This window comes from Micromonospora rosaria (genome assembly GCF_001567585.1).
GTDB lineage: Bacteria > Actinomycetota > Actinomycetes > Mycobacteriales > Micromonosporaceae > Micromonospora > Micromonospora rosaria.
On sequence record NZ_LRQV01000048.1, the window covers coordinates 1 to 20,714 of the forward strand.

16 protein-coding genes are annotated in these 20,714 nt (G+C 74.1%); 8 read left to right on the top strand and 8 right to left on the bottom strand.

Annotated elements, in window-relative coordinates:
* The first annotated feature begins 268 nt into the window (after positions 1–268).
* Positions 269–1,462, top strand: a complete 1,194-nt coding sequence (locus AWW66_RS14970) for an endo-1,4-beta-xylanase (RefSeq protein WP_067365916.1) — start codon at positions 269–271, stop codon at positions 1,460–1,462.
* A 71-nt stretch (positions 1,463–1,533) separates the two neighbouring features.
* Here AWW66_RS14970 and AWW66_RS14975 read toward each other — a convergent pair whose 3' ends face one another.
* From AWW66_RS14975 to rfbD, 4 genes are all read right to left on the bottom strand, one after another.
* Positions 1,534–2,310: a peptidase gene (locus AWW66_RS14975; protein WP_067365919.1), complete on the bottom strand. Its 777-nt coding sequence runs from the start codon at positions 2,308–2,310 to the stop codon at positions 1,534–1,536.
* Positions 2,310–3,593, bottom strand: a complete 1,284-nt coding sequence (locus tag AWW66_RS14980) for a VWA domain-containing protein (protein ID WP_067365922.1) — start codon at positions 3,591–3,593, stop codon at positions 2,310–2,312. The genes AWW66_RS14975 and AWW66_RS14980 overlap by 1 nt, the downstream gene beginning before the upstream one ends.
* Before the next feature lie 86 nt (positions 3,594–3,679).
* Positions 3,680–4,918 (bottom strand): S8 family peptidase, encoded by a 1,239-nt coding sequence (locus AWW66_RS14985; protein ID WP_067365925.1) that lies wholly within the window; start codon positions 4,916–4,918, stop codon positions 3,680–3,682.
* Between the two features lie 342 nt (positions 4,919–5,260).
* A complete protein-coding gene (gene rfbD, locus AWW66_RS14990) occupies positions 5,261–6,193 on the bottom strand; it encodes a dTDP-4-dehydrorhamnose reductase (RefSeq protein ID WP_083978506.1) in 933 nt (310 codons plus the stop codon).
* Positions 6,194–6,405: 212 nt separating this feature from the next.
* Here rfbD and AWW66_RS14995 point away from each other — a divergent pair, with 212 nt between their 5' ends.
* Positions 6,406–7,005: a DUF998 domain-containing protein gene (locus AWW66_RS14995; RefSeq protein WP_067365928.1), complete on the top strand. Its 600-nt coding sequence runs from the start codon at positions 6,406–6,408 to the stop codon at positions 7,003–7,005.
* Between the two features lie 33 nt (positions 7,006–7,038).
* Here the strand turns inward: AWW66_RS14995 and AWW66_RS15000 are convergent, their stop codons facing one another.
* Positions 7,039–8,316, bottom strand: coding sequence for a S8 family peptidase (locus AWW66_RS15000; protein WP_067365931.1), 1,278 nt, complete (start codon positions 8,314–8,316; stop codon positions 7,039–7,041).
* Between the two features lie 388 nt (positions 8,317–8,704).
* Here AWW66_RS15000 and AWW66_RS15005 point away from each other — a divergent pair, with 388 nt between their 5' ends.
* Positions 8,705–9,526: a maleylpyruvate isomerase family mycothiol-dependent enzyme gene (locus tag AWW66_RS15005; protein ID WP_083978507.1), complete on the top strand. Its 822-nt coding sequence runs from the start codon at positions 8,705–8,707 to the stop codon at positions 9,524–9,526.
* A gap of 154 nt (positions 9,527–9,680) precedes the next feature.
* Here AWW66_RS15005 and AWW66_RS15010 read toward each other — a convergent pair whose 3' ends face one another.
* Positions 9,681–11,039 carry a glycoside hydrolase family 10 protein gene (locus AWW66_RS15010; protein WP_067365938.1) on the bottom strand — a complete coding sequence of 453 codons (1,359 nt, stop codon included), beginning with the start codon at positions 11,037–11,039 and terminating at the stop codon, positions 9,681–9,683.
* Positions 11,040–11,485: 446 nt separating this feature from the next.
* Between AWW66_RS15010 and def the strand changes: the two genes are divergently transcribed.
* The 5 genes from def (at position 11,486) to AWW66_RS15035 (ending at position 15,940) form a co-directional block, all read left to right on the top strand.
* On the top strand, positions 11,486–12,034 hold the full coding sequence (def, locus tag AWW66_RS15015; protein WP_067365940.1) for a peptide deformylase: 549 nt from the start codon (positions 11,486–11,488) through the stop codon (positions 12,032–12,034).
* 311 nt (positions 12,035–12,345) lie between these two features.
* Positions 12,346–13,434, top strand: coding sequence for a FecCD family ABC transporter permease (locus AWW66_RS15020; RefSeq protein WP_083978508.1), 1,089 nt, complete (start codon positions 12,346–12,348; stop codon positions 13,432–13,434).
* A gap of 30 nt (positions 13,435–13,464) precedes the next feature.
* Positions 13,465–14,454 carry an ABC transporter substrate-binding protein gene (locus AWW66_RS15025; protein ID WP_067365944.1) on the top strand — a complete coding sequence of 330 codons (990 nt, stop codon included), beginning with the start codon at positions 13,465–13,467 and terminating at the stop codon, positions 14,452–14,454.
* Positions 14,451–15,248: an ABC transporter ATP-binding protein gene (locus AWW66_RS15030; protein ID WP_067365947.1), complete on the top strand. Its 798-nt coding sequence runs from the start codon at positions 14,451–14,453 to the stop codon at positions 15,246–15,248. The genes AWW66_RS15025 and AWW66_RS15030 overlap by 4 nt, the downstream gene beginning before the upstream one ends.
* Positions 15,245–15,940 (top strand): class I SAM-dependent methyltransferase, encoded by a 696-nt coding sequence (locus tag AWW66_RS15035; RefSeq protein ID WP_067365950.1) that lies wholly within the window; start codon positions 15,245–15,247, stop codon positions 15,938–15,940. The genes AWW66_RS15030 and AWW66_RS15035 overlap by 4 nt, the downstream gene beginning before the upstream one ends.
* 138 nt (positions 15,941–16,078) lie before the next feature.
* Here AWW66_RS15035 and AWW66_RS15040 read toward each other — a convergent pair whose 3' ends face one another.
* Positions 16,079–17,371, bottom strand: coding sequence for a low temperature requirement protein A (locus tag AWW66_RS15040; protein WP_067365954.1), 1,293 nt, complete (start codon positions 17,369–17,371; stop codon positions 16,079–16,081).
* A 131-nt stretch (positions 17,372–17,502) separates the two neighbouring features.
* Positions 17,503–20,649 (bottom strand): efflux RND transporter permease subunit, encoded by a 3,147-nt coding sequence (locus AWW66_RS15045; RefSeq protein ID WP_067365957.1) that lies wholly within the window; start codon positions 20,647–20,649, stop codon positions 17,503–17,505.
* Positions 20,650–20,714 lie beyond the last annotated feature (65 nt).

Below are 20,714 nucleotides of genomic sequence, written 5' to 3' on the forward strand. Positions count from 1 at the left end.
ACGGTACGGGCGGTACGGACCGGAACTTCCGGGCCCGTACCGCCCGGCTGTCACCGCCACGAGCAGGGCCGGCGGAAGTATCGGTGGTTGACCGGGGCGCGAGCGCGCTCGTAACGTTCCAGACAACTCCCGGTAATCGACGGCCACCGATCGCACGGCTCCGGTCCGGCGCGTGTCCGCGCGGCGGGCCGCCGCGCCCGACGGCCGGCGACCGGGAGGGCACACCGCTCCTCCCGCCCGTCGCCCCCGTGCCCGCGAAAGGAACGCGATGATGCTCAGACGGTGGATAGCCACCGGCGTGGTCGCCGTCGCGACCGTCGGCGTGTTGAACGCCGTACCGGCCGCAGCGGACCGCCCGTACGATCCCGCCGCGCAGACCCTGCGGACCCTCGGTCTGCGGCACGGCCTGTACATCGGCACCGCCGTCGACATGGCCGCCCTGAACGACCCGGCCGACCCCCGGTACCGGGAGATCCTGCGCACCGAGTTCTCCAGCGCCACCGCCGAGAACGTGATGAAGTGGGAGGCGCTGGAGCCCAACCGGGGCAGCTACGACTGGGGGCCGGCCGACCAGTTCGTCGCCGCCGCCCAGCGCAACGGCCAACGGATCCGGGGCCACGTGCTGGTCTGGCACAACCAACTGCCCGGGTGGCTGACCACGGGCGTCGAGGACGGCTCGATCGGCACCGCCGAGCTACGCGAGATCCTCCGCCGGCACGTCACCACCGTGGTCAAGCGATACCGGGGCAAAATCTGGCAGTGGGACGTGGTCAACGAGGCGGTCAGCGACCCCTGGGACACCCCGTCGACGTTGCACTACAAGGGCTTCTGGGCCCGGCACCTCGGGCCCGGCTACATCGCGGACGCGTTCCGCTGGGCCCGCGCCGCCGACCCGACGGCGCTGCTGTTCTACAACGACTACAACATCGAGGCGTTCGGCTCCGGCGACCCGGCCGACGACAAGACGCAGTTCGTGTACGACATGGCCAAGGGCCTGCTGGCGCAGGGGGTGCCGATCGACGGCGTCGGCAGCCAGGGCCACCTGGGCACCCAGTACGGCAACGTCGACACGCTCCAGGTCGCCGACGCCCTGCGCCGGTTCGCCCGGCTGGGACTGGCCACCGCGTTCACCGAGGTCGACGTGCGCAGCCGGATGACCGACGGGGTGCAGGCGGGGGACCCGGAGGAGATCAACCCCCGACTCCAGGCGTCGGCGGCGAACTTCCACGTGCTGCTGCAGGCGTGCCTGGCCGAGCCGCGCTGCCTGTCGTTCACCGTGTGGGGCTTCACCGACCGGCACTCCTGGGTGCCCGGCTGGTTCGACGACCCGCCGGAGGGCCTGGCCACCATCTACGACGAGGACTACCAGCCCAAGCGGGCGTACCAGGTGATGAAGGCCGACCTGATCTACGCCGGCCCGCCGTACGTGCTGCCCCGGGTGGCACCCAAGCCGCGCCGCTAGCGGCGTCTAGCGGCGCCCGTCCCGGTCGGCCGGTGGCCGCCGCCCTGCCGGGCGGCGGCCACCGGCGCCGGTCACCGCCGGCGGGGCCGGCGGGTCAGGGCGAAGCCGACGACGCCGGCCACGGCGGCGAGCACCCCGCCCACCGTGCTCCAGATCCAGCGCGAGCCGAGGTCGGGCAGCCAGTCGAACCAGCCGCCGTCGTCCTCCCCGGCCGGCTGCGCGGTCGGTTCGGCGTCCAGCACCGCGCCGGCCTTCGTGTTGGGCACCAGGGGCGCCTTCAACTCGCCGTCGTCGCGGGAGCCCGCGCCGTCCGCGCCGACCAGCAACTCGACGTCGATCGGCAGGCCGAGGTCGGCCTCGGGCAGGTCGACCACGGAGAGCCGGACGTAGTACGTCCCGGGCAGCGGGTCCGCCGACCAGGGCTCGGCCCAGGAGCGGACCTGGCGCAGCGTGCAGCCCAGCGCCACGCTGCCGGCGGACCGGTCCACGGTGGGCGTCTGCGCGCCGGCCGTGCAGGACTGCCGGCGCCGCAGCCCGTCGAAGACCTCCAGCGTCCAGGTCGATCCGCCGCTGCGCGCCTGCGGGAACGACACGGTGGCGGTGATCTCGTGCCGCTCGCCCGCCGAGCCCGGGAACGACCAGTAGAGATAGTCGCCGGTGGCGGCGTCGACCCGGACCGGCTGCCCGGCCGCGATGCCGGTGGCGGTGAGGAAGGACGTGCCGGCCCGGGTGACCGGGGTCGCGCCGGGCGAGGGGGTGGGGTCGGCCTGCGCCGGGGCCGGCGCGATCAGCAGGGCCAGGCCGGCGGCGGCCAGCGCCGCCCCGCCATGGATGGTCGGGGTCCGCATCAGTTCTCCCTCCAGGTGGCCACCCACCAGCGGGTGAGCAGGCCGGCGACCAGACCGGTGAGCAGGCCGGCCACGGTCAGCAGGAGCAGCAGCACCCAGCCCCGGCCGAGGTCGGGGGCGGCCGGGGCGGGCGAGGAGGCGACCACGTCCACGGTCAGCTCCACCGGCATGCCGGGCGTGGTCTGGGTGCCCGACCGGGGCGCGAGGGCGTTGCTCACCACCAGGCAGACCGTGGTGGCCGGGACGGCGGTGGTGGCCTCCGGCGTGGGGGTGGCGCCGTCCCCCGGTTCCTCGCTCGCTGACCAGCGCAGGCCGGCGGAGACCACGTCGGTCCGGCCGCTGCCGGCGTCCACGCCCCGGACCAGTTCCCGGCCGTCGGTGGCGGTGGCCCGCAGCAGCACCCCGTAGTCCCGGTTCACCGGGCGGTCCAGCGCGATGCTGACCGAGGCGCGCAGCTCCTGTCCGGGGCGCACCGGCACCCGGTACCAGCGGTGCTCGGAGAACGTCTCCCGGTCGGTGTACACCCCGGGGGCGAGCAGCGGCGCGTCGTCGCAGGCCGAGCGGCCGGCGATCACGGTCGGGGCGGCGGTGTGGGTGTCCTTCGCCCGGTCGACCAGTTGTTTGATCCGGCCGGTCAGCTCGTCGGCGCTCTGCGCGGCGGTGTACGTGCCGCCGGTGGCGCCGGCGATGCAGAGCAACTGCCGGCGGACCTTCTCGTCCGGGGCCAGGCCGAGCGTGTCGACGACCAGTTTGGTGCCCTGGGCGGCCAGTTCCCGGGCCACCTCGCAGGGGTCCGGTGGGGCGCAGGTGTCCTCGCCGTCGGTGATCAGCACGATCCGCCGGGCGGTCGTGCCGGTGCCGAGGTCCTCGGCGGCCTCCCGCAGGGCCAGCCCGACCGGGGTGAAGCCGGTCGGCCGCAGGTCCGCCACCGCCGCCTTGGCCTGCACCCGGTCGACCGGGCCGACCGGCACGATCTGCTGGGTGTCCCGGCAGCCCTGCTCCTTGTCCTTGCCCTTGTAGGTCGCGCCGAGCACCCGGATGCCGAGTTCGGTCCCCTCCGGCAGCGCGTCGACGACCTCGTTGAACGCCTGCTGGGCGACCGAGATCCGGCTGCGTCCGTCGATGTCCCGGGCGGCCATCGAGCCGCTGACGTCCAGTACCAGCTCGACCTTCGGCGGTTCGGCCACCGGCTCCGCGGCCGCGAGGGCCGGCGCCGGGCCGGTCGTCACGGTCGCCGCCAGCAGGCCGACGAGGACGACCGCCGATCGTCTCTTGATGATCATCGGGCGGAGTCTAGTGGTGTCCACTCCGGACGATCACCGGGGGCAAGGGGTCGGCGCGGGCCCACCCGGGCCCGCGCCGACCGGGATCACGGGCCGCAGTAGAGCAGGCGGTTCGGGGTGCCGGTGCCGGCGGGCACGGCGGAGACGATGCCGGCGGTCGCGCGGGTGACCAGGTAACTGTGCACCTGGCCCGGGGTCCAGCCCGGGTTGTCGGACAGGGCGAGCGCGGCGCAGCCCGCCACGTGGGCCGAGGCGCTGGACCCACCGCTGATGGTGTTCGTCGCGGTGTCCGTGGTGTGCCAGGTGGAGGTGATGTTCGCCCCCGGGGCGTACAGGTCGATGCAGCTACCGTAGTTGCCGCTGGGCAGCCGGGCGTCGGTGACCGAGGTGCCCACCACGGTCAACGCGGCCGGCACCCGGCCCGGTGAGTAGCTGCACGCGTTGCCGTTCGAGCTGCCGCCGGTGGTGACCACGGTGATGCCGCGCATGATCGTGTTGGTCACCGCCGCGTCCAGCGCCGAGTTCGCCGGCCCGCCGATGGCCAGTTCCACCACCGCCGGCCGGACCGCGTTCGCCGCGATCCAGTCGAGCCCGGCGACGATCGTGGCGACCGTACCGCTGCCGGTGCAGCCGAGCACCCGGACCGGGTGGATCAGCACCTCCTTGGCCACCCCGTGGCGGACGCCGCCGATGGTGCCGGCCAGGTGGGTGCCGTGGCCGTTGCAGTCGTCGGCGGGCAGACTGCCGTCGACCAGGTCGATGCCGCCGGTGACCCGACCGGTGAAGTCCGTGTGGGTGGCCCGGACCCCGGTGTCGACGACGTACACGTGGACGGCGGGCGCGGTGTTCGGGTAGGAGTACCGGTTGTCCAGCGGCAGGTACCGCTGGTCGATCCGGTCCAGCCCCCACGACGGCGGGTTGACCTGCGTGCCGGGGGCGAACACTCCGACGGTGCGGTTCTGCTCCACGAACGACACGGCGGGGTCGGCGGCGAGGCGGCGGGCGGCCCGCTCCGACAGCCGGACCTCGAACCCGGTCAGCGCGCTGCCGTACACCCGGTCGACCGCGCCGCCGTAGCGGGCCCGCAGCCGGTCGGCGACCCGGGTGACCCCGGCGACGGTGTCCGCGCCGGCCGCCGCGCGCACCGGGTCGTCCCGGAGCACCACGAGGTAGCTGCCCGCGACGGCGCCGGCGGCCCCGGCGTGGCGGACGGTGCCCTCGGCGGCCGGTCCGGCGGTCGCCGGCTCGCCCGGCAGCAGCGCGGCGGCCAGGGCGACCACCAGGGCGAGCGCCCGCACCCGGTCCCGTACGCGTGAACTGGTCATCTCTTCTCCTCACCGGATGGGACCGGCTCCGGGCGGGATCGCCGCCGGGGCCGGTGGGGGACGGTGCTGATCAGGAGGGTGGAAGTCGGGCACGTCGGCCGCGTCGGCGAACCCGTTGCCGGGCAGGTGCGGACGCCGGTGCGCGGTCGAGCCGACCGGACCCGAGTCTACTGACATATCTCGATGCACGACAGGCGTCGGGCAACCCACCCGTCACCCTCCGTCGCTCACCCCCGCACGCGACGGACGCATCTGCGGGGGCTGGAGGTGACCCACCGGCGCGGCCCCTCACCGCGGAGGTGTCGGCTCTGACGCACCGCCGGTGGTGACGGCGGGCGCTGGTCAGTCGTCGACGGTGCGGGTGACGGCGAGGCCCGGTTCCGCCTGGCGCGCGGCCCGGGCCAGCGCGGCGAAGCCCGGGGTGGCCAGCGCCGCCCGCACCTGGGCCCGCCAGTGCCCCTGCGGCGGTAGGCCGGTCGTCGTCCAGCCGGCGTGGCCGAGCACGGTCCGCACCGGACGGACCGCCGGCCGGGGGAACCGCGTGCGGGACACCGGACGGACCCGGGCCGGGTCGAGTCCGGCGTGCGCGAACAGCGCCCGCGCCAGGCCGTACCAGGAGGTCTCGCCGGCACTGGTGCCGTGGTACGTGCCCGGGGGAACCTGCCCGGCACGGGCCGCCCGCCCCAGCGCCACGAGTTGCGCGGCGAGCGCCACGGTCCAGGTCGGCTGGCCGAACAGGTCCTCGACCACGTCGACGTGGGGCACCCGGGCGGCCCGGTCGAGCATCGTCGCGACGAAGTTGGGGCCGTGTTCCCCGTACAGCCAGGCGGTCCGGACGACGTACCCACGCTGCGGCAGCAGCCGGCGGACCGCCTCCTCCCCCACCAGTTTGCTGCGCCCGTAGGCGTTCACCGGCCCGGGGTGGCCGTCCTCCGGGTACCGGCCGGCGGTCGTCCCGGCGAAGACGTAGTCGGTGGAGACCTGCACGAGGACCGCGCCGGAGCCGGCACAGGCGCGGGCGAGGTGGGCCACCGCCGTGCCGTTGACCGCGGTCGCCGCGTCCTCCGCCCGTTCGGCCCCGTCGACGTCGGTCCACGCCGCGGCGTTGACCACCACGTCGTGGCCGCCCACCGCCTCGGTCACCGCCCGCCGGTCGGTGACGTCCAGCGCGGCGCGGTCGGCGGCGGTCACCGAGGCCCCGTCGAGCCGGCCCAGCGCCACCACGAGGTCCCGCCCCAGCATCCCCGCCGCGCCGGTGACCAGCCAGCGGGTCACGGTCGGGCACCGGCGGCGGGCCCGTCGCCGAGCAGGCTCCGCAGGAGGTGTGCACCCGTGAATCCGGCCCCGCCGGTGACCAGGAGTCTCACCTGGCCCAGGCTAGGTCACTCGCGACGGTCGGGCCGGCCCGCTGTCGACCACGTCGCGGAGAGCCGACCCGGCCAGCCTGAGCGCCGGTCGGGGTTTCCACCGCTGGCTACGCTGGCGGGATGACCTGGACCCTCGGTGCCGGCATCGCGGGCAGTGCCCTCTTCGTCCTCGTCTTCCTCGTCGATGGCGCCACCCGCCCCGGCTACGACGCCCGCCACCACCCGGTGAGCGCCCTGGCGCTCGGCCGGCGGGGCTGGGTGCAGACCACCAGCTTCGTGGTCAACGGCCTGCTCGTCACCGTTTCGGCTGCCGGCCTGCGCGCCGCCACCGGCAGCCTCTGGCTCCCCGTCCTGGTCGCGGTCTTCGGTCTCGCCCTGGTCGCCTCCGGCGTGTGGCGGATGGACCCGATGCGGGGGTACCCGCCGGGCACACCCCCGGGCACCCCGGAGACCACCAGCCGGGCGCACCGGCTGCACGACGCGGCCGGTGCCGTGGTCTTCGTCGCGTTGCCGGCCGCCGCCGCCGTCGCGGTGCCGAACGTCCACGGCGTCGGGTGGGCCGTCTACTCCGCGCTGACGGCGGTCGCCCTCACCGGGATGCTGCTGGCTTTCGGCAGCGCCTGGGAACGCGACGCCCCCTGGACCGGCCTGCTCCAACGGCTGATGATCGTCACCGGCTGGACCTGGCTCGCCCTGCTCTGCTGGCACCTGCTGCCCTGAGCGCGGGTCGGGCGGCGCGGGGCGGGCCGCCGTTCAGAGCAGGGGCGACAGGTACAGCAGCCGGTTGGGTGAGCCGCTGCCCGGGTTGGTCACGACCGGGTTGGCGACCCCGGTCAGGTAGCCGGCCACCTGGGCCGGGGTCCACGCCGGGTTGTTGCTGAGCACCCGGGCGGCCATGCCGGCCACGTGGGCGGAGGCCTGGGAGGTGCCGCTCAACGGCGTGGTGGCGGTGGTCGACAGGTACGTGGCCGACACGACGTTCACGCCGGGGGCGAAGATGTCCAGGCACGGCCCCCAGTTGGAGAAGCTGGCCCGGCTGTCGTTCATCTGGGTCGCCCCGACGGTGAGCGCGGTCGGCACCGAGGCCGGCGAGCTGTTGCAGGCGTTGGCGTTCGAGTTGCCCGCCGGCACCGTCACCGTGACCCCGTCGGCGACGAGGTTCGCCACCGCCGTGTTCACCGCGCTGGACAGGCCGACCATCAGGCCGAGGTTCGCCACGGCGGGCGGATCCCACGGCTGGTGGTCGGCGGCGATCCAGTTGAGGGCGTCGATCAGGACCGACACCGTGCTCGGGGTGCTGGGCACGGCGCAGTCGCCGGCCACCTTGACCGCGACCAGGACGACGTCCTTGGCCACCCCGTACGTCGTCCCGCCGATGGTGGCGGCGGCGTGCGTGCCGTGGCCGGTGCAGTCCTCCGCCGGCAGGCTGCCGTCGAGGGCGTCGTAGCCGTGGTACGCCTGACCGCCGAATTCGACGTGGCTGACGTGGATGCCGGTGTCCACCACGTACGCCCGGACGGGGTAGCCCTCGCTGACGTAGGTGTAGGTGGTGCTGAGCCCGGTCGGGGCGTCGAGCCGGTCCAGGTTCCACGGCGCGTTCTGCTGGGTGCTGGTCAGCTCCAGCGCCTGGTCGCGTTCGACGTGGGCCACCGCCGGGTGGTCGGCCAGTCGGCGGGCGACCGCCTCCGAGGTGCGCACCGAGAACCCGTTGAGCACGTCGCCCCAGACCCGGTCGGGCGTGGTCCCGAAGCGGCCGGCCAGGTCACCGGCGAGGGTGGAGACGGCGGCCTGCCGGGTACCGACCCGGCCGCCGACCGCCTCGTCGCGGAGCACGACGACGTAGCTGCCGGGCCGCACCGCGGCGTCTTCGCCGCCCGGAATCACCGCGGCGGGCGCCTCCGCCCGGTGCGCGGAGGCCGCCGGCGCGGGGGCGCCGGCGGCGAGCAGGGCACCCGTGGCGAGCAACGCCACGACCGCCCGGCGGCCACCTCGGCGGGGTGCGGGGAGGAAAAACCGTCGAGGTACGTCCATCTCCAGCCCTCTTTCCGTCCTGGCCACACCCGCGCGTGGCGGCCACGCGCCCGGCCCGCGCGTCGAGGCCGGTCGGAGGGCCTCGGTGTCGCCAGAATCTACCGACGCGCCGGGCCCGGGAGAATCGTCCACGGCATCGGCGGGCGCCATTTGCCGCAGCGCGACAAAGATGCGGCCGGGCGGTATCAGAACGCCGGTCGGCGCTTCGCGGCCGGCGACGGGACGGACGTGCGGACCGCACGGACGGGCCGTGCGCGGACCTCGGACCCGGCGCGACCGGCGGCTATCCTATGCGGACGGACCGACCAGGCGCGCCGCCGGACGGGTGTCGACGCACGTCGGTGTCCGGCTGCCGTCGCACCATCGACCCTGACCGAAGGATGCCGTTGTGCCTGATCTTGTGTTGACCGAGCGACGCGGACTGACGGTCGGCCCGGAGCTGATCGGCGAGGAGGTCCGGCGGCAGCGGTCGAACCTGCTGCGCCTGCTGGCGACGCTCGGCCCGCAGGACTGGGCCGCCCCGACCCGCTGCCCGGACTGGTCCGTGCACGACCTGCTGCGGCACATGCTCAACGTGACCGAGTTCCACGTCTGTCACCTCAGCGGGGATCCGGAGCTGGAGCGGTTCGCCCGGCACGGCCCGTTCCGGCCGGCGATCACTCCCGCGCTGTGGCTGCGGGACTCGCCCGAGCAGACGCCGGAGTCGACCGTCCAGGCGTGGACGCAGATCGTGGCGGAGGAGCAGCGGCACTTCTCGGCCCGCGCCGCCGAGCCGGACGGCCCCCTGGTCACCGGGCCGAGCACCCGTCAGCTGCACTGGTCGACGCTGTCCCTGCACGTGTTGTGGGACAACTGGATCCACGAGCGGGACGTGGCGCTGGCGCTCGGGCGCGAGCCGGAGTCCCGGGCCGAGGACTTCCCGCTGGTCACGATGTACGGCCTGCTGATCGCCGCAGGTGTCGCCACGGTCACGGGTCATCCGCCGGCGGTCACGGTGGACCTGGGTGACGACACCACCACCCGGTACGAGATCGGTGTCGTCGACGACGACGTCTTCGTCGCGGCCGGCGCCACCGGCGACCCGCACGGGTCCGGGTCGACCACCGAGGTGCTGGACAGTCTCACCGGACGTGGTCCGGAGCTGGCCGAGGCGCTGCGGGCGCCGGCCTCCGTCGTCGCGCCCCTGGGCACGCTGCGCCTCGTCATGTGACGGGCACGCGCGCACCGGTCGTCCCGGTCCGGCCCGTGGGGGCGTGGACCGGGACAACCGGTGCGGGGTGCCGAGCTGGTCGGTGCCGATCACCTCGACCCGGCCGCCGTGCGCCGGTGGGCGCCGAGGGCGTGGGTCGACCGGTGGTCGCGGGTCACCCGGCGGTGCAGGACCTGATCTGCGGGCGGGCGCTGGAGTTGCCGTTCATCATCGTGGTGAAGCCGAACGTGTTGCCGCTGCCGTTGGAGCGCATCGTCATCACGTTGCCGCTGCTGTCCCAGGTGGGGTTGCCGCTCCAGGTGCTGGAGATCTTCTGCGGCGAGGTGATCGCCACGACCACCGACCAGGTGCTGGCGCCGCTGACCGTCACCGAGGTGTTGTACCGGTCGCCCCACACCTGACCGGGCGTCATCGTCGCGGTGCACCCGGTCCCGCCCGGCGGGGTGGTCGGCGGGGTGGTCGGGTTGCCGGTGCCGGGGGTGCCGTTGTTCAACGCGGTGAGCACGGCGTCGTACGCGGGCTTCTTGTTGCCGCCGCCGTCGAAGAGCAGCGGGCTCTCGTTGGAGCGCCACGAGTCGGAGTCGCGGATGCCCCAGACGGTGATGCCCTTGCAGCGGGCGACGGCGAGGCAGTCGTTGACGACGTTGCGGTACGCGTCGGTCGGGGCGTTGCGGATGTCCAGCTCGGTGATGTGCACGTCGACGCCGAGGGCGGCGAAGCTGGACAGCGTGGTGCGGTAGTTGCTCGGGTAGTTCGAGCCACCGGTGAAGTGGGACTGCAGGCCGACGCAGTCGATCGGCACGCCCCGGTTCTTGAAGTCCTGGACCATCCGGTAGACCGCCTGGGTCTTGGCGTCGGTCCAGTTGTCGATGTTGTAGTCGTTGTAGCAGAGCTGCGCGTTCGGGTCCGCCTGCCGGGCGGCCCGGAAGGCGGCCTCGATCCAGTCGTTGCCCGTGCGCTGGAGGTTGGAGTCCCGGCGGGCCCCGCTGGAGCCGTCGGCGAACGCCTCGTTCACCACGTCCCACCAGGCGATCTGGCCCCGGAAGTGGGTGGCGACCTGGGTGACGTGGTTGAGCATCGCGGTGCGCAGCGTGCTGCCGGACATGTTCTGCATCCAGCCGGGCTGCTGCGAGTGCCAGGCCAGGGTGTGGCCCCGGACCTGCATGCCCCGGCTGCGGGCGTGCTGGACGATCCGGTCCGCGGTGCCGTACGTGAACTGGCCCTGCTGCGGCTGCAGCGCGTCGATCTTCATCTCGTTCTCGGCCGTGACCTGGTTGAACTCGCGGTTCAGGATGGTCGCGTACGCCGAGTCGTTCAGCTTGTTCGCCGCGACGGCGGTGCCGAAATACCGGCCGCCACGCTCGGCGGCGGAGGCACCGAGGGTGCTCGCGGCGCTGGCGTTGCCGGGCAGCACCACGGCACCCACCACGGCCAGCAGCCCGACGGCCGAGACGGCGAGCGCGGCGCGGAGCCCTCTCGGCCGGGAACCGGTGCCGGCTGAGTCCTTCCTCATCTGACGCCCCTTCGAGCAGGTCCGGCGGGCCACCCGAGGGCGGGCAGCACATCCGGATATACGGGTTCTCACGGAAGCAATCGTGTGATGTCCGTCAAAGACGATCACATCGACCTCGATGATTCGGAGTATTTCAGCGGTGTTTCATCGAGGTCAATGACTTCCGGAAACTTTCGGCCCGTCGGGGCGGGAAGCCGCGCCCGCCGAACCGCGCTGAGGTGCGTTGATGCTGCTCATCGCCGACGCGGCACCACCAGTCACACGCGCCCCCCACCGAACTTTCACGCTGACTTCCGGAAATTCTCGGGACGCCCCCGGCCGGCACCCGCACGCCCGCGTCCGCCCGTCGACCACCGGCGCGAGGCGCGCCAGGCGGCACCACCCGGCCCGTGCCACCCCGCCCGCCACTACTGCCAATTCTTGGCAGTTGCATAGACTGGGTCACTGTGCAGACACCCACCGGCACCCCACGTCCCATCACCCGTTACGGCACCCCCGTGCTGCACCGACGCTGCGCCGACGTGACCGTGTTCGACGACGCCCTCGCCCAACTCGTGGCCGACATGTTCGCCAGCATGTACGCCGCGCACGGGGTCGGCCTGGCCGCCAACCAGATCGGGGTGGACGCCCGGATCTTCGTCGTGGACTGCCCCGACGCCACCGGCGCCCACACCGTCGCCGCCGTGGTCAACCCCGTGCTCCACCTGCCCGAGCGCCGGGACCTGGAGGTCGACTCGGAGGGCTGCCTGTCCGTGCCCGGCCAGCGGGCCGAGGTGGCGCGGGCCGCCACCGCCACCGTCACCGGCCTCGACCCGGCCGGCGCTCCGATCCGGCTGTCGGGCACCGGCACCCTGGCCCGCTGCTTCCAGCACGAGGTCGACCACCTCGACGGGCTCGCCTACGTCGACCGGCTCCCCGCCGCCCAGCGCAAGCGGATCCTGGCGGCCAGCGCCGAGCACCCCGGGGTCGGCGTCGGCGTGCCCGGGGAGGAGTGAGTGGTCACCACCGCGGTCCCCGCCACCGTCGCCCCGGCGCACGCCGCCACCGCCCCGGGCTCCGCCACCCCGGCGCACGCCGCCACCGCCTTCGCGCACGCCGTCGCCGCGCCGACCCCCGCCGTCATCGGCCCTGCTCACGCTGCGGGCCGCCGGCCGGCGGGGCCGGAAAGCGGCCGGTCCGGCACGGGCACGCGGATGGCAGGCGTCGGGCCGGTGAACTGCAGCTCACCGGCCTTCCGCCGACGTGATCTTGCTGTTAGCTTCTGCAAAGTCTTTGCAGGAGCGAGGAGATTGCACAGGGGGTTAGGGTGACCGCCACCGCCCTATCGACGGGCCGGGACGACCTGCTCGGCGTCGCGGCGCAGCGCCGCCTAACCGGGCTCTGGCTGCTCGCGCTGACGGTCGGGCTGGTCCTGACCGGGCTGGTCGCGGTCGGTACCGGGGCGATCGGGATCGCCCCGGCCACCGTGGCCCGGATCATCGGGTACCACCTCGTCGGGCTGCCGGGCGAGGTGACCTGGACCCCGCCGCAGGAGGCCATCGTCTGGCAGGTCCGGCTGCCCCGGGTCCTGCTCGGCATGCTCGTCGGCGCCGGCCTGGCGGTGTGCGGGGTGGCGTTGCAGGCCATGGTCCGCAACGTGCTGGCCGACCCGTACCTGCTGGGGATCAACTCCGGGGCCTCCAGCGGCGCCGCCGCGGCGATCCTGTTCGGGGCCGGGGCCGGCTTCGGGCAGTACGCCCTGTCCACCAGCGCCTTCCTCGGCGCGCTCGCGGCGGCGCTGCTGGTCTTCCTGATCGCCCGCAGCGGCGGCCGGGTGACCTCGATCCGGCTGCTGCTCGCCGGGGTCGCCGTCGGGTACGCGCTGTACGCCACCACCAGCTTCCTGATCTTCGCCTCCGGGTCCGCCGAGGGCTCCCGGTCGGTGATGTTCTGGCTGCTCGGCTCCCTGGGCCTGGCCCGGTGGGACGCCCTGCTGCTGGTGGCCGCGCTCGTGCTGGGCGGCACGATCATCTACCTGACCGTCGCCGGGCGGCGGCTCGACGTCCTGGCCATCGGCGACGAGACCGCGCAGACCCTCGGGGTGTCCCCCGACCGGTTCCGGATGCGCCTGCTCGTCCTGGTCTCGCTCAGCGTCGGCGTGCTGGTCTCGGCGGCCGGCAGCATCGGGTTCGTCGGGCTCGTCGTCCCGCACCTGGCCCGGCGTCTCGTCGGGGCACCGCACGTCCGGGTGGTCCCGGTGGCCGCGCTGCTCGGGGCGATCCTGCTGGTCTGGGCCGACGTGGTCGCCCGGGTCCTGCTGGCCCCGCAGGAGATCCCGATCGGGATCATCACCGCCCTGCTCGGCGCCCCCTTCCTGCTGGTCCTGATCCGTCGTCTGCACGCCACCGGCGCCTGAGCGCCCCACCCGTCGAGGGAGAACCCATCCATGAAGGTCACCCGGCTCGCCGTGACCGCGACGCTCTGCGCCACCGTGCTGCTCCTCGCCGCGTGCGGCGGCGGCAGCGGCGCGGGGACCTCGGCGGGCGGCGAGGGCTACCCGGTCACCGTCACCAACTGCGGCGTGGACGTCACGTTCGACGCCGCACCGCAGCGGGTCGTCCTGCTCAAGAGCGCGGCCGTGCCGTACCTGCACTCGCTCGGCGTCCTGGACCGGGTCACCGCCCGCGCCGGACAGTACCCGAAGGAGTACTACGACGCCGCGACCCTCGCCGCGCTGGACCGGATCCCGCTGCTGACCGACAGGACCGACACCAGCGGCCACCTCCAGATCTCCAAGGAGGTGGTCATCAGCCAACAGCCCGACCTGGTGCTCGGCGAGGTCGACAACCTGTCCCGGGACACGCTGTCGGCGGTGGACATCCCGCTGCTGGAGGAGCCGGCCATGTGCCCGAACAGCACGGCCGTGCCCACCTTCGACGACATCTACGCCCAGATGCGGGCGTACGGCCGGGTGTTCGGCCGGGAGGCCGAGGCGGCGAGCGCGGTCACCGCGCTGACGCAGCGGGTGACGGCGATCCGGGCTCGGGCGCAGACGGCGTCCGGCCGGACCGCGGCGGTGCTCTACCCGACGGTCGGGGGCGGCGTCACGTACGCCTACGGCACGGCCAGCATGGCCCACCCGCAGTTGGAGGCGGCCGGACTGCGCAACGTCTTCGGTGACAGCCCGGAGCGGGTCTTCGAGGTCACCGTGGAGGAGCTGCTCGGCCGCAACCCCGACGTGCTGATCCTGCTGTACGGCGACGGCGACCCGAGCGCCGTCGAGCAGGGGCTGACCAGCCTGCCCGGGGCGGCGAACCTCAAGGCCGTCCGCGACGGCACCGTGATGACCCAGCTGTTCAACTTCACCGAGCCACCGAGCCCGTTGTCCGTCGACGGCCTGGAGCGGATCGTGGACCGTTTCGGGGCGAAGCCGTGATCGAGGCGACCGGGGTCTCCTGGCACTACGGCGCGAACCCGGTCATCGACGGGGTCAGCGTGACCGCCCGGCCGGGTCGGGTCCTCGGGCTGATCGGCCCGAACGGCACCGGCAAGACCACCCTGCTGCGGCTGCTCTACGGCGCGTTGCGCAGCCCGCACGGCCGGGTGCTGGTCGACGGCGACGCCCTGTCCAGTCTGCCCGCGCGGGAGGCCGCGCGCCGGCTGGCCGTGGTCGTGCAGGAGACCGGCGGGGAGACCGCGCTGACCGTGGCCGAGCTGGTGCTGCTCGGCCGGGGGCCGCACCTGTCGACGTTCCAGCGCACCGGGCCGGCCGACCACGAGATCGCGGCCCGCTGCCTGACCCGGGTCGGCGCCGCCCACCTGGGCGCGCGGGCCTTCGCCAGCCTCTCCGGCGGCGAACGGCAGCGGGTGCTGATCGCCCGCGCCCTCGCCCAGCAGGCCACCCACCTGCTGCTCGACGAGCCGACCAACCACCTCGACATCCGGTACCAGCACGAGGTCCTGCACCTGGTACGCGACCTGGGCACCTGCTCGGTCGTCGTGCTGCACGACCTCAACCTCGCCGCCCGCTACTGCGACGACCTGGTGCTGCTGGGTCGCCACGGGGTCGCCGCCGCCGGCACCACCGACGAGGTGCTGGACCCGGCGGTCCTCGAACCGGTGTACGGCATCGGCATCCGACGCCTGGAACTCGACGGCGCCATCCACCTGCTGTTCCACCCCATCGACCAGAGCATCGACCGACGCATCGACGAACGGAGTGCCGCATGACGGCGCAGGAGCGCATCAACGCCTACTGGACCGGCCGCGCACCGGACTACGACGAGTACCAGCAGCGACCCGACCGGCTCGCCGCCGACCAGGAGGCGTGGTCGCGGATCTGGGCCGAGGCGCTGCCGCCGGCACCGGCGGACGTGCTCGACGTCGGCACCGGGACCGGGCAGGTCGCCATGGTGCTGGCCGGGCTCGGGCACCGGGTCACCGGCATCGACCTGGCCGAGGGCATGCTGGACCGGGCCCGCCAGCACGCCGCCACGCTGGCGAACCCGCCGGTGATCCAGCTCGGCGACGCCGTCGCGCCGGACTTCCCGGCCGGCAGCTTCGACGCGGTGACCAGCCGGTACCTGATGTGGACCCTGCGCGAGCCGGAGGTCGCCGTGGCGAACTGGGCCCGCCTGGTACGGCCCGGCGGCGTCGTCGCGGTGGTCGACAGCACCTGGTTCCCCGGCGGGCTGGACAACGCCTCGGAGAACTTCACCGACTTCTACGACGCCCGGGTGCGGGACGTGCTGCCGCTGGCCGCCGCGACCTCCATCGACCAGACCGTGGCGGTGCTGGAGAAGGCGGGCCTGTCGGAGGTCACCGTCACGCCGCTGACCACCATCTACGAGCTGGACCGGCGCTTCGGGGTCGCACCGAACCACGAGCACCAGATGCAGTACCTGATCGCCGGCCGGAGCTGAGCGCCTCCGGCCGGCGTCCCGGGCCGGCGCGGCACCGCGCCGGCCCGACGCCGGGTCGGGGCGTCGCCGGGTCGGGGCGTCGCCGGGGCAGTGTCACGCGGGCGACTCCACCGCCGGCGGCCCGCCGTCTGCCGACCGTCACAGGTGCCGGCGACGCCACTCGGACTGCTCCGACTCGGCGGCCACCTGCTCGTCCAGCGCCGTCTGGCGCACCCGCCCCCGCAGCGGATCGGCCCGGCGGAGCCCGGCCAGCACCATGGCGACACAGACCAGCGCCAGCGCCGCCAGCCCGAGGAGGGCGGGCAGCCGGCTGACCGCCGGCAGCACGAAGCCCAGCACGACGAGGGTGGCGGCCGGGGCCAGCCGGAACCGTCGGGTGGTCCGCCGGCCCAGGGCGAGCAGCCCGGCCACGTAGACGATCACCCCGCCGAACAGGGCCCCGTCGTCGAGCCCGGCCGGACGGATCAGCCACCCGTCGCCCGTTGGCCCGGCGATGGTGGTCAGGTACCGCTTGAGCCCGAGCGCGAACAGGATGACCCCCACGATCAGCACGAAGTGCAGGCTGATGTAGGCGTCCCGGGCGAGCACGGCCCGCTCCCCCGGGTCACGGGTACGGTGCATCGTCTGCTCCAGGGCCGAGGCGAGGGTGTCGAAGTACATCCACCACATCGCCGCGATGACGGCGACCCCGAGGACGCCGGCCGCGATCACCGGCCAGGTCAGGGGCAGGTCGCTGGTGAGCCTCGCCCCCATGCCCAGCGCGATGATCGCCTCGCCGAGCGCGATGAGCAGGATGAGCGCGTACCGCTCCGCCCAGTGCCCGGCGGAGACGACCGCCAGGCCCGCGCCCTGCGCGTTGGCCCCGGCGGCGAACTCCACGCCGACCGCGGCGGCCCAGAGCCCGAGTTGCAGCCAGGCGAGCCACGATGCCGCCACCAGGAACGGCAGCACCCCGGCGGCCAGCACCAGCACCATGCTGACCAGCACCGGCACGACCAACCGTCGCCGGGTTTGGCCCACCTCCCGGCCCCGGGCCACCAGCACGAAGACCTGGAGCCCTCGGATCACCAGGTAGCAGGCGGCGAAGACCAGCGGCCCGGGAGCCCCGCCGGGCCGGTCCGCGAGGGCCTCGGGCAGCGACAGGGTGAGCACCAGCAGCGCCGCCACCGTCAGCGCGCCGATCAGCGGGACCACGCCCCGGTCGGCCCGCAGGTAGTTGCCCAGGCCGGCGAAGCTGACCCAGCACCACCACAGCAGCGCCAACAGCACCAGTCCGGCCAGCAGCGCGGTCGCGCTCAGGTGCTCCGCCAGGATCGTGGTGACGTTGAGGAACGCGAACACGAACACGAGGTCGTAGAAGAGTTCCAGGCGCGTGACCCGCGAGCCGGGCGCGGTGGGCAGGAACCGGCCCGGGTGGCGCACAGAACTCACCCGCCGATTCTGGCAGCCCCGCGACGACGCCGAGGCGGAACGACCGGCCCGGCCGCCGTCGTCACGCGGGAGGTCCCCGGTCGACCGCCCGGGGGCGGCGGGTCGACCGGGGACCGGTCCGCCGGTGGCGGTCAGCGCACGGCGGCGGCCACCTCGTCGGTCCGGGACGGACCGTCCGGCACCGGCGGGTCGACCCGGCGACGCCGGCCGCCGCGCCGCGACTCGACCATCGCGTAGAGCGTGGGTACCAGGACCAGGGTCAGCAGGGTCGAGCTGACCAGGCCGCCGATCACCACGATCGCCAGCGGCTGGGAGATGAACCCGCCGTGGGCCCCGATGCCGAGCGCCATCGGCGCGAGGGCGAGGATCGTCGCCAGGGCGGTCATCACGATCGGGCGCAGTCGCCGCCGGCCGCCCTCGACGAGGGCCTCCGTCAGCGGCATCCCCTGCTCCCGGTACTGGTTGACCAGGTCGATCAGGACGATCGCGTTGGTCACCACGATGCCGATCAGCATCAGCAGGCCGATCAACCCGGCCAGGCCCAGCGGGGTGCCGGTGAGCAGCAGCAACAGGATCGCGCCGGTGGCCGCGAACGGCACCGAGACGAGCAGCACCAGGGTCTGCCGAACGCTGCGGAAGGTGGCCAGCACGATGAGGAAGACCAGCGCCACGGCGGCGGCCATCGCCAGGCCCAGTTGCCGGAACGCCTCCTCCTGGTCGGCGTTCACCCCGCCCAGCGACCAGGTCACCCCGGCCGGCAGGTCGACACCGTCCAGCGCCTTCCGGACCGCCGCGCCGGCCGCGCCGGTGTCCGTACCGGCCGGTTCGGCGGTGACGGTGACGGTCGGCTCCCCGTCGACCAGGGTCCGGGTGGTGGGGGCGTCGACCAGGGCGACGGTGGCCACCTGGTCGAGCCGGACCCGACCGGCCGGGGTGGTGAGGGCGAGCGCGCGTACCTCGTCGACGCTGGTCGGCACGTCGGGGCCCGGGTCGAGCACCAGGTCGTACCGGGCGTCGCCGATGGTCAGGGTGTTCACCGTACGGCCCTCGACCGCCCGGCCGACCACCTCGGCGAGCACCGCGTCGGTGAGCCCGTACCGGCCGGCGCGCGCCGGGTCGGCGGTGACCGTGATCTGCGGGGCGGCCTCGGCCAGGTCGCTGGTGACCTTCCGCAGCGCCGGCAGGCCGGTGAGCGCGTCGACCACGGTGCTGGTGGCGGTCCGCAGGGCGGCGGGGTCGTCGCCGGTCAGCGCGATCTGGACGAGGCTCTGGGCGGCCTCCCCGGAGCTGACGGTGAGGTCACCCACTCCGGTCAGGGCCGCCAGCCGCTCGGTGAGCAGGTCCCGGGTGGCCGCCGGGTCAGCGTCCGGGGCGAGCGCGACCTGGAAGCTGGCGGTGTCCGCGCCGACCCCGCTGAAGGCCGCGCCGAACCCGCCGGCCGACCCGATCGTCACCTGGTAGGACTCGACCTCCGCGAGCCCGCTCAGCACCTGCTCCACCCGCTGGGCCGCCGCGTCGGTGACCCCCAGGCCGGTGCCCGGGGCGAGGCGTTGGGTGACGGTCAGCGTGTCAGCGCCCTCGTCGCCGATGAAGGTGGTCGTGAGCAGTCCGGCCAGGCCGACGCTGGCCAGCAGCGTCACCACCCCGAACACGAGCACCCGGCGCCGGTGGGCCAACGACCGGTGCAGGACGGCCACGTACCGGCGTTGCAGCCACCCGTTGCGTTCCGCCTCCTCGGCCTCACGGCGGAACCGCTCCGGGTCCGCGCCGACCGGCGGCGGCTTCAGGAACCAGTACGCCAGCACCGGGATGACGGTCAACGAGACCACCAGGGACGCCAGCATCGCCACCGCGACGGTGAGCGAGAACGGGGTGAAGAGTTCGCCGACCAGGCCACTCACCGCCATGATCGGCACGAAGACGGCGACCGTGGTGAGGGTCGACGAGGTGACCGCCCCGGCCACCTCCCGTACCCCGGTCCGGACCGCCTCGGCGCGGGCGGTGCCGTACCCGAGGTGCCGTTTGATGTTCTCCAGCACCACGATCGAGTCGTCCACCACCCGGCCCACCGCGATGGTCAGCGCGCCCAGGGTGAGCAGGTTCAGCGACAGGCCCTGCTGCCACAGCACGATCAGGGCGATCACCAGGGAGAGCGGGATGGAGACCGCCGCCACGACGGTCGAGCGCAGCGAGCGGAGGAAGAGCACGATCACCAGGACGGCCATCACCATGCCGAGCGCGCCCTTGACCAGCAGCCCCTGCACGCTGTCGCGGACCGACGGCCCGAAGTCGGAGACCACGGTCAGCGCGGCACCCTCGCCGAGCGCGTCCCGCAGGTCGGGGAGCCGCTCGTGGACCTGCTCGGAGATGTGGGCGGAGCTGCCGCCGGTACCCATGGTGAGGGCGACACCGAGGCTGGGCCGGCCGTCGGTCCGGGTCAGGGAGGTGGCCGGCGCCTCGGTCACGGTGACCGTGGCGACGTCGGCCAGGCGTACCGGTCGGGCGGCGCGCCCGCCGTCGTCCCCGCCCGGGGCGGCGGGGGCGACGGTGAGCCGTTCCAGGTCCCGGGGCCCGGTGAGGGGGCCGCCGACCTGCACGCTGATCACCGAACGGTCGTCGCTGACCGTGCCCGCCGGCCGGGTCCGGCCGAGCGGGGCGAGCGCCGCCGACAGCGCGTCGACGGTCAGCCCGGCGGCGGCCAGTTTCGCCGGGTCGGGCGTGACCCGGACGACCCGGCCCCGTTCGCCGCTGACCGTCACCTCGTTCACCCCGTCGATGCGCTCCAGTTCGGGCGCCACCCGGGACCGCAACCGGTCGGCCAGCTCCTGCTGGTCCGTCGTGGACGAGGCCACGGAGAGGGTGAGGGTCGGCAGGTCGGAGGTGCTGGCGACGAAGACCTGCGGGCTCACCCCGGTGGGCAGCGTCGCGGCGGCCTTCGAGACGGCGGTGACGACCTGCGCCTGGGCGTCGGTCAGGTCCGTGCCGTAGGTGAAGAACAGCGCCACCGTGGCCGCCCCCTGCCGGGAGGTCGAGGTGGTGCTCTCGATCCCGGCGACGCCGGCCACCGCGGCCTCCAGCGGCTCGACGATCTGCTGTTCGACGACGGCCGGTGAGGAGCCGGGATCGGCGGCGACGATCCCGATCACCGGCAGGTTCAGGTCCGGCAGGACCTGCTGTTTGATCGAGGGGATCACCGCGGCGCCGAACGCCAGGACGAGGAGGAAGATCAGCGCCGCCAGTTTCCGGTGCGCAAGGCTGATCGTGGACAGCCAGGACATGGGACTCTTCTCTGTGCAACGGGCCGGACTCGCGGGTGTCGTCGTGCCCGGCCCGCCCGGGTCGG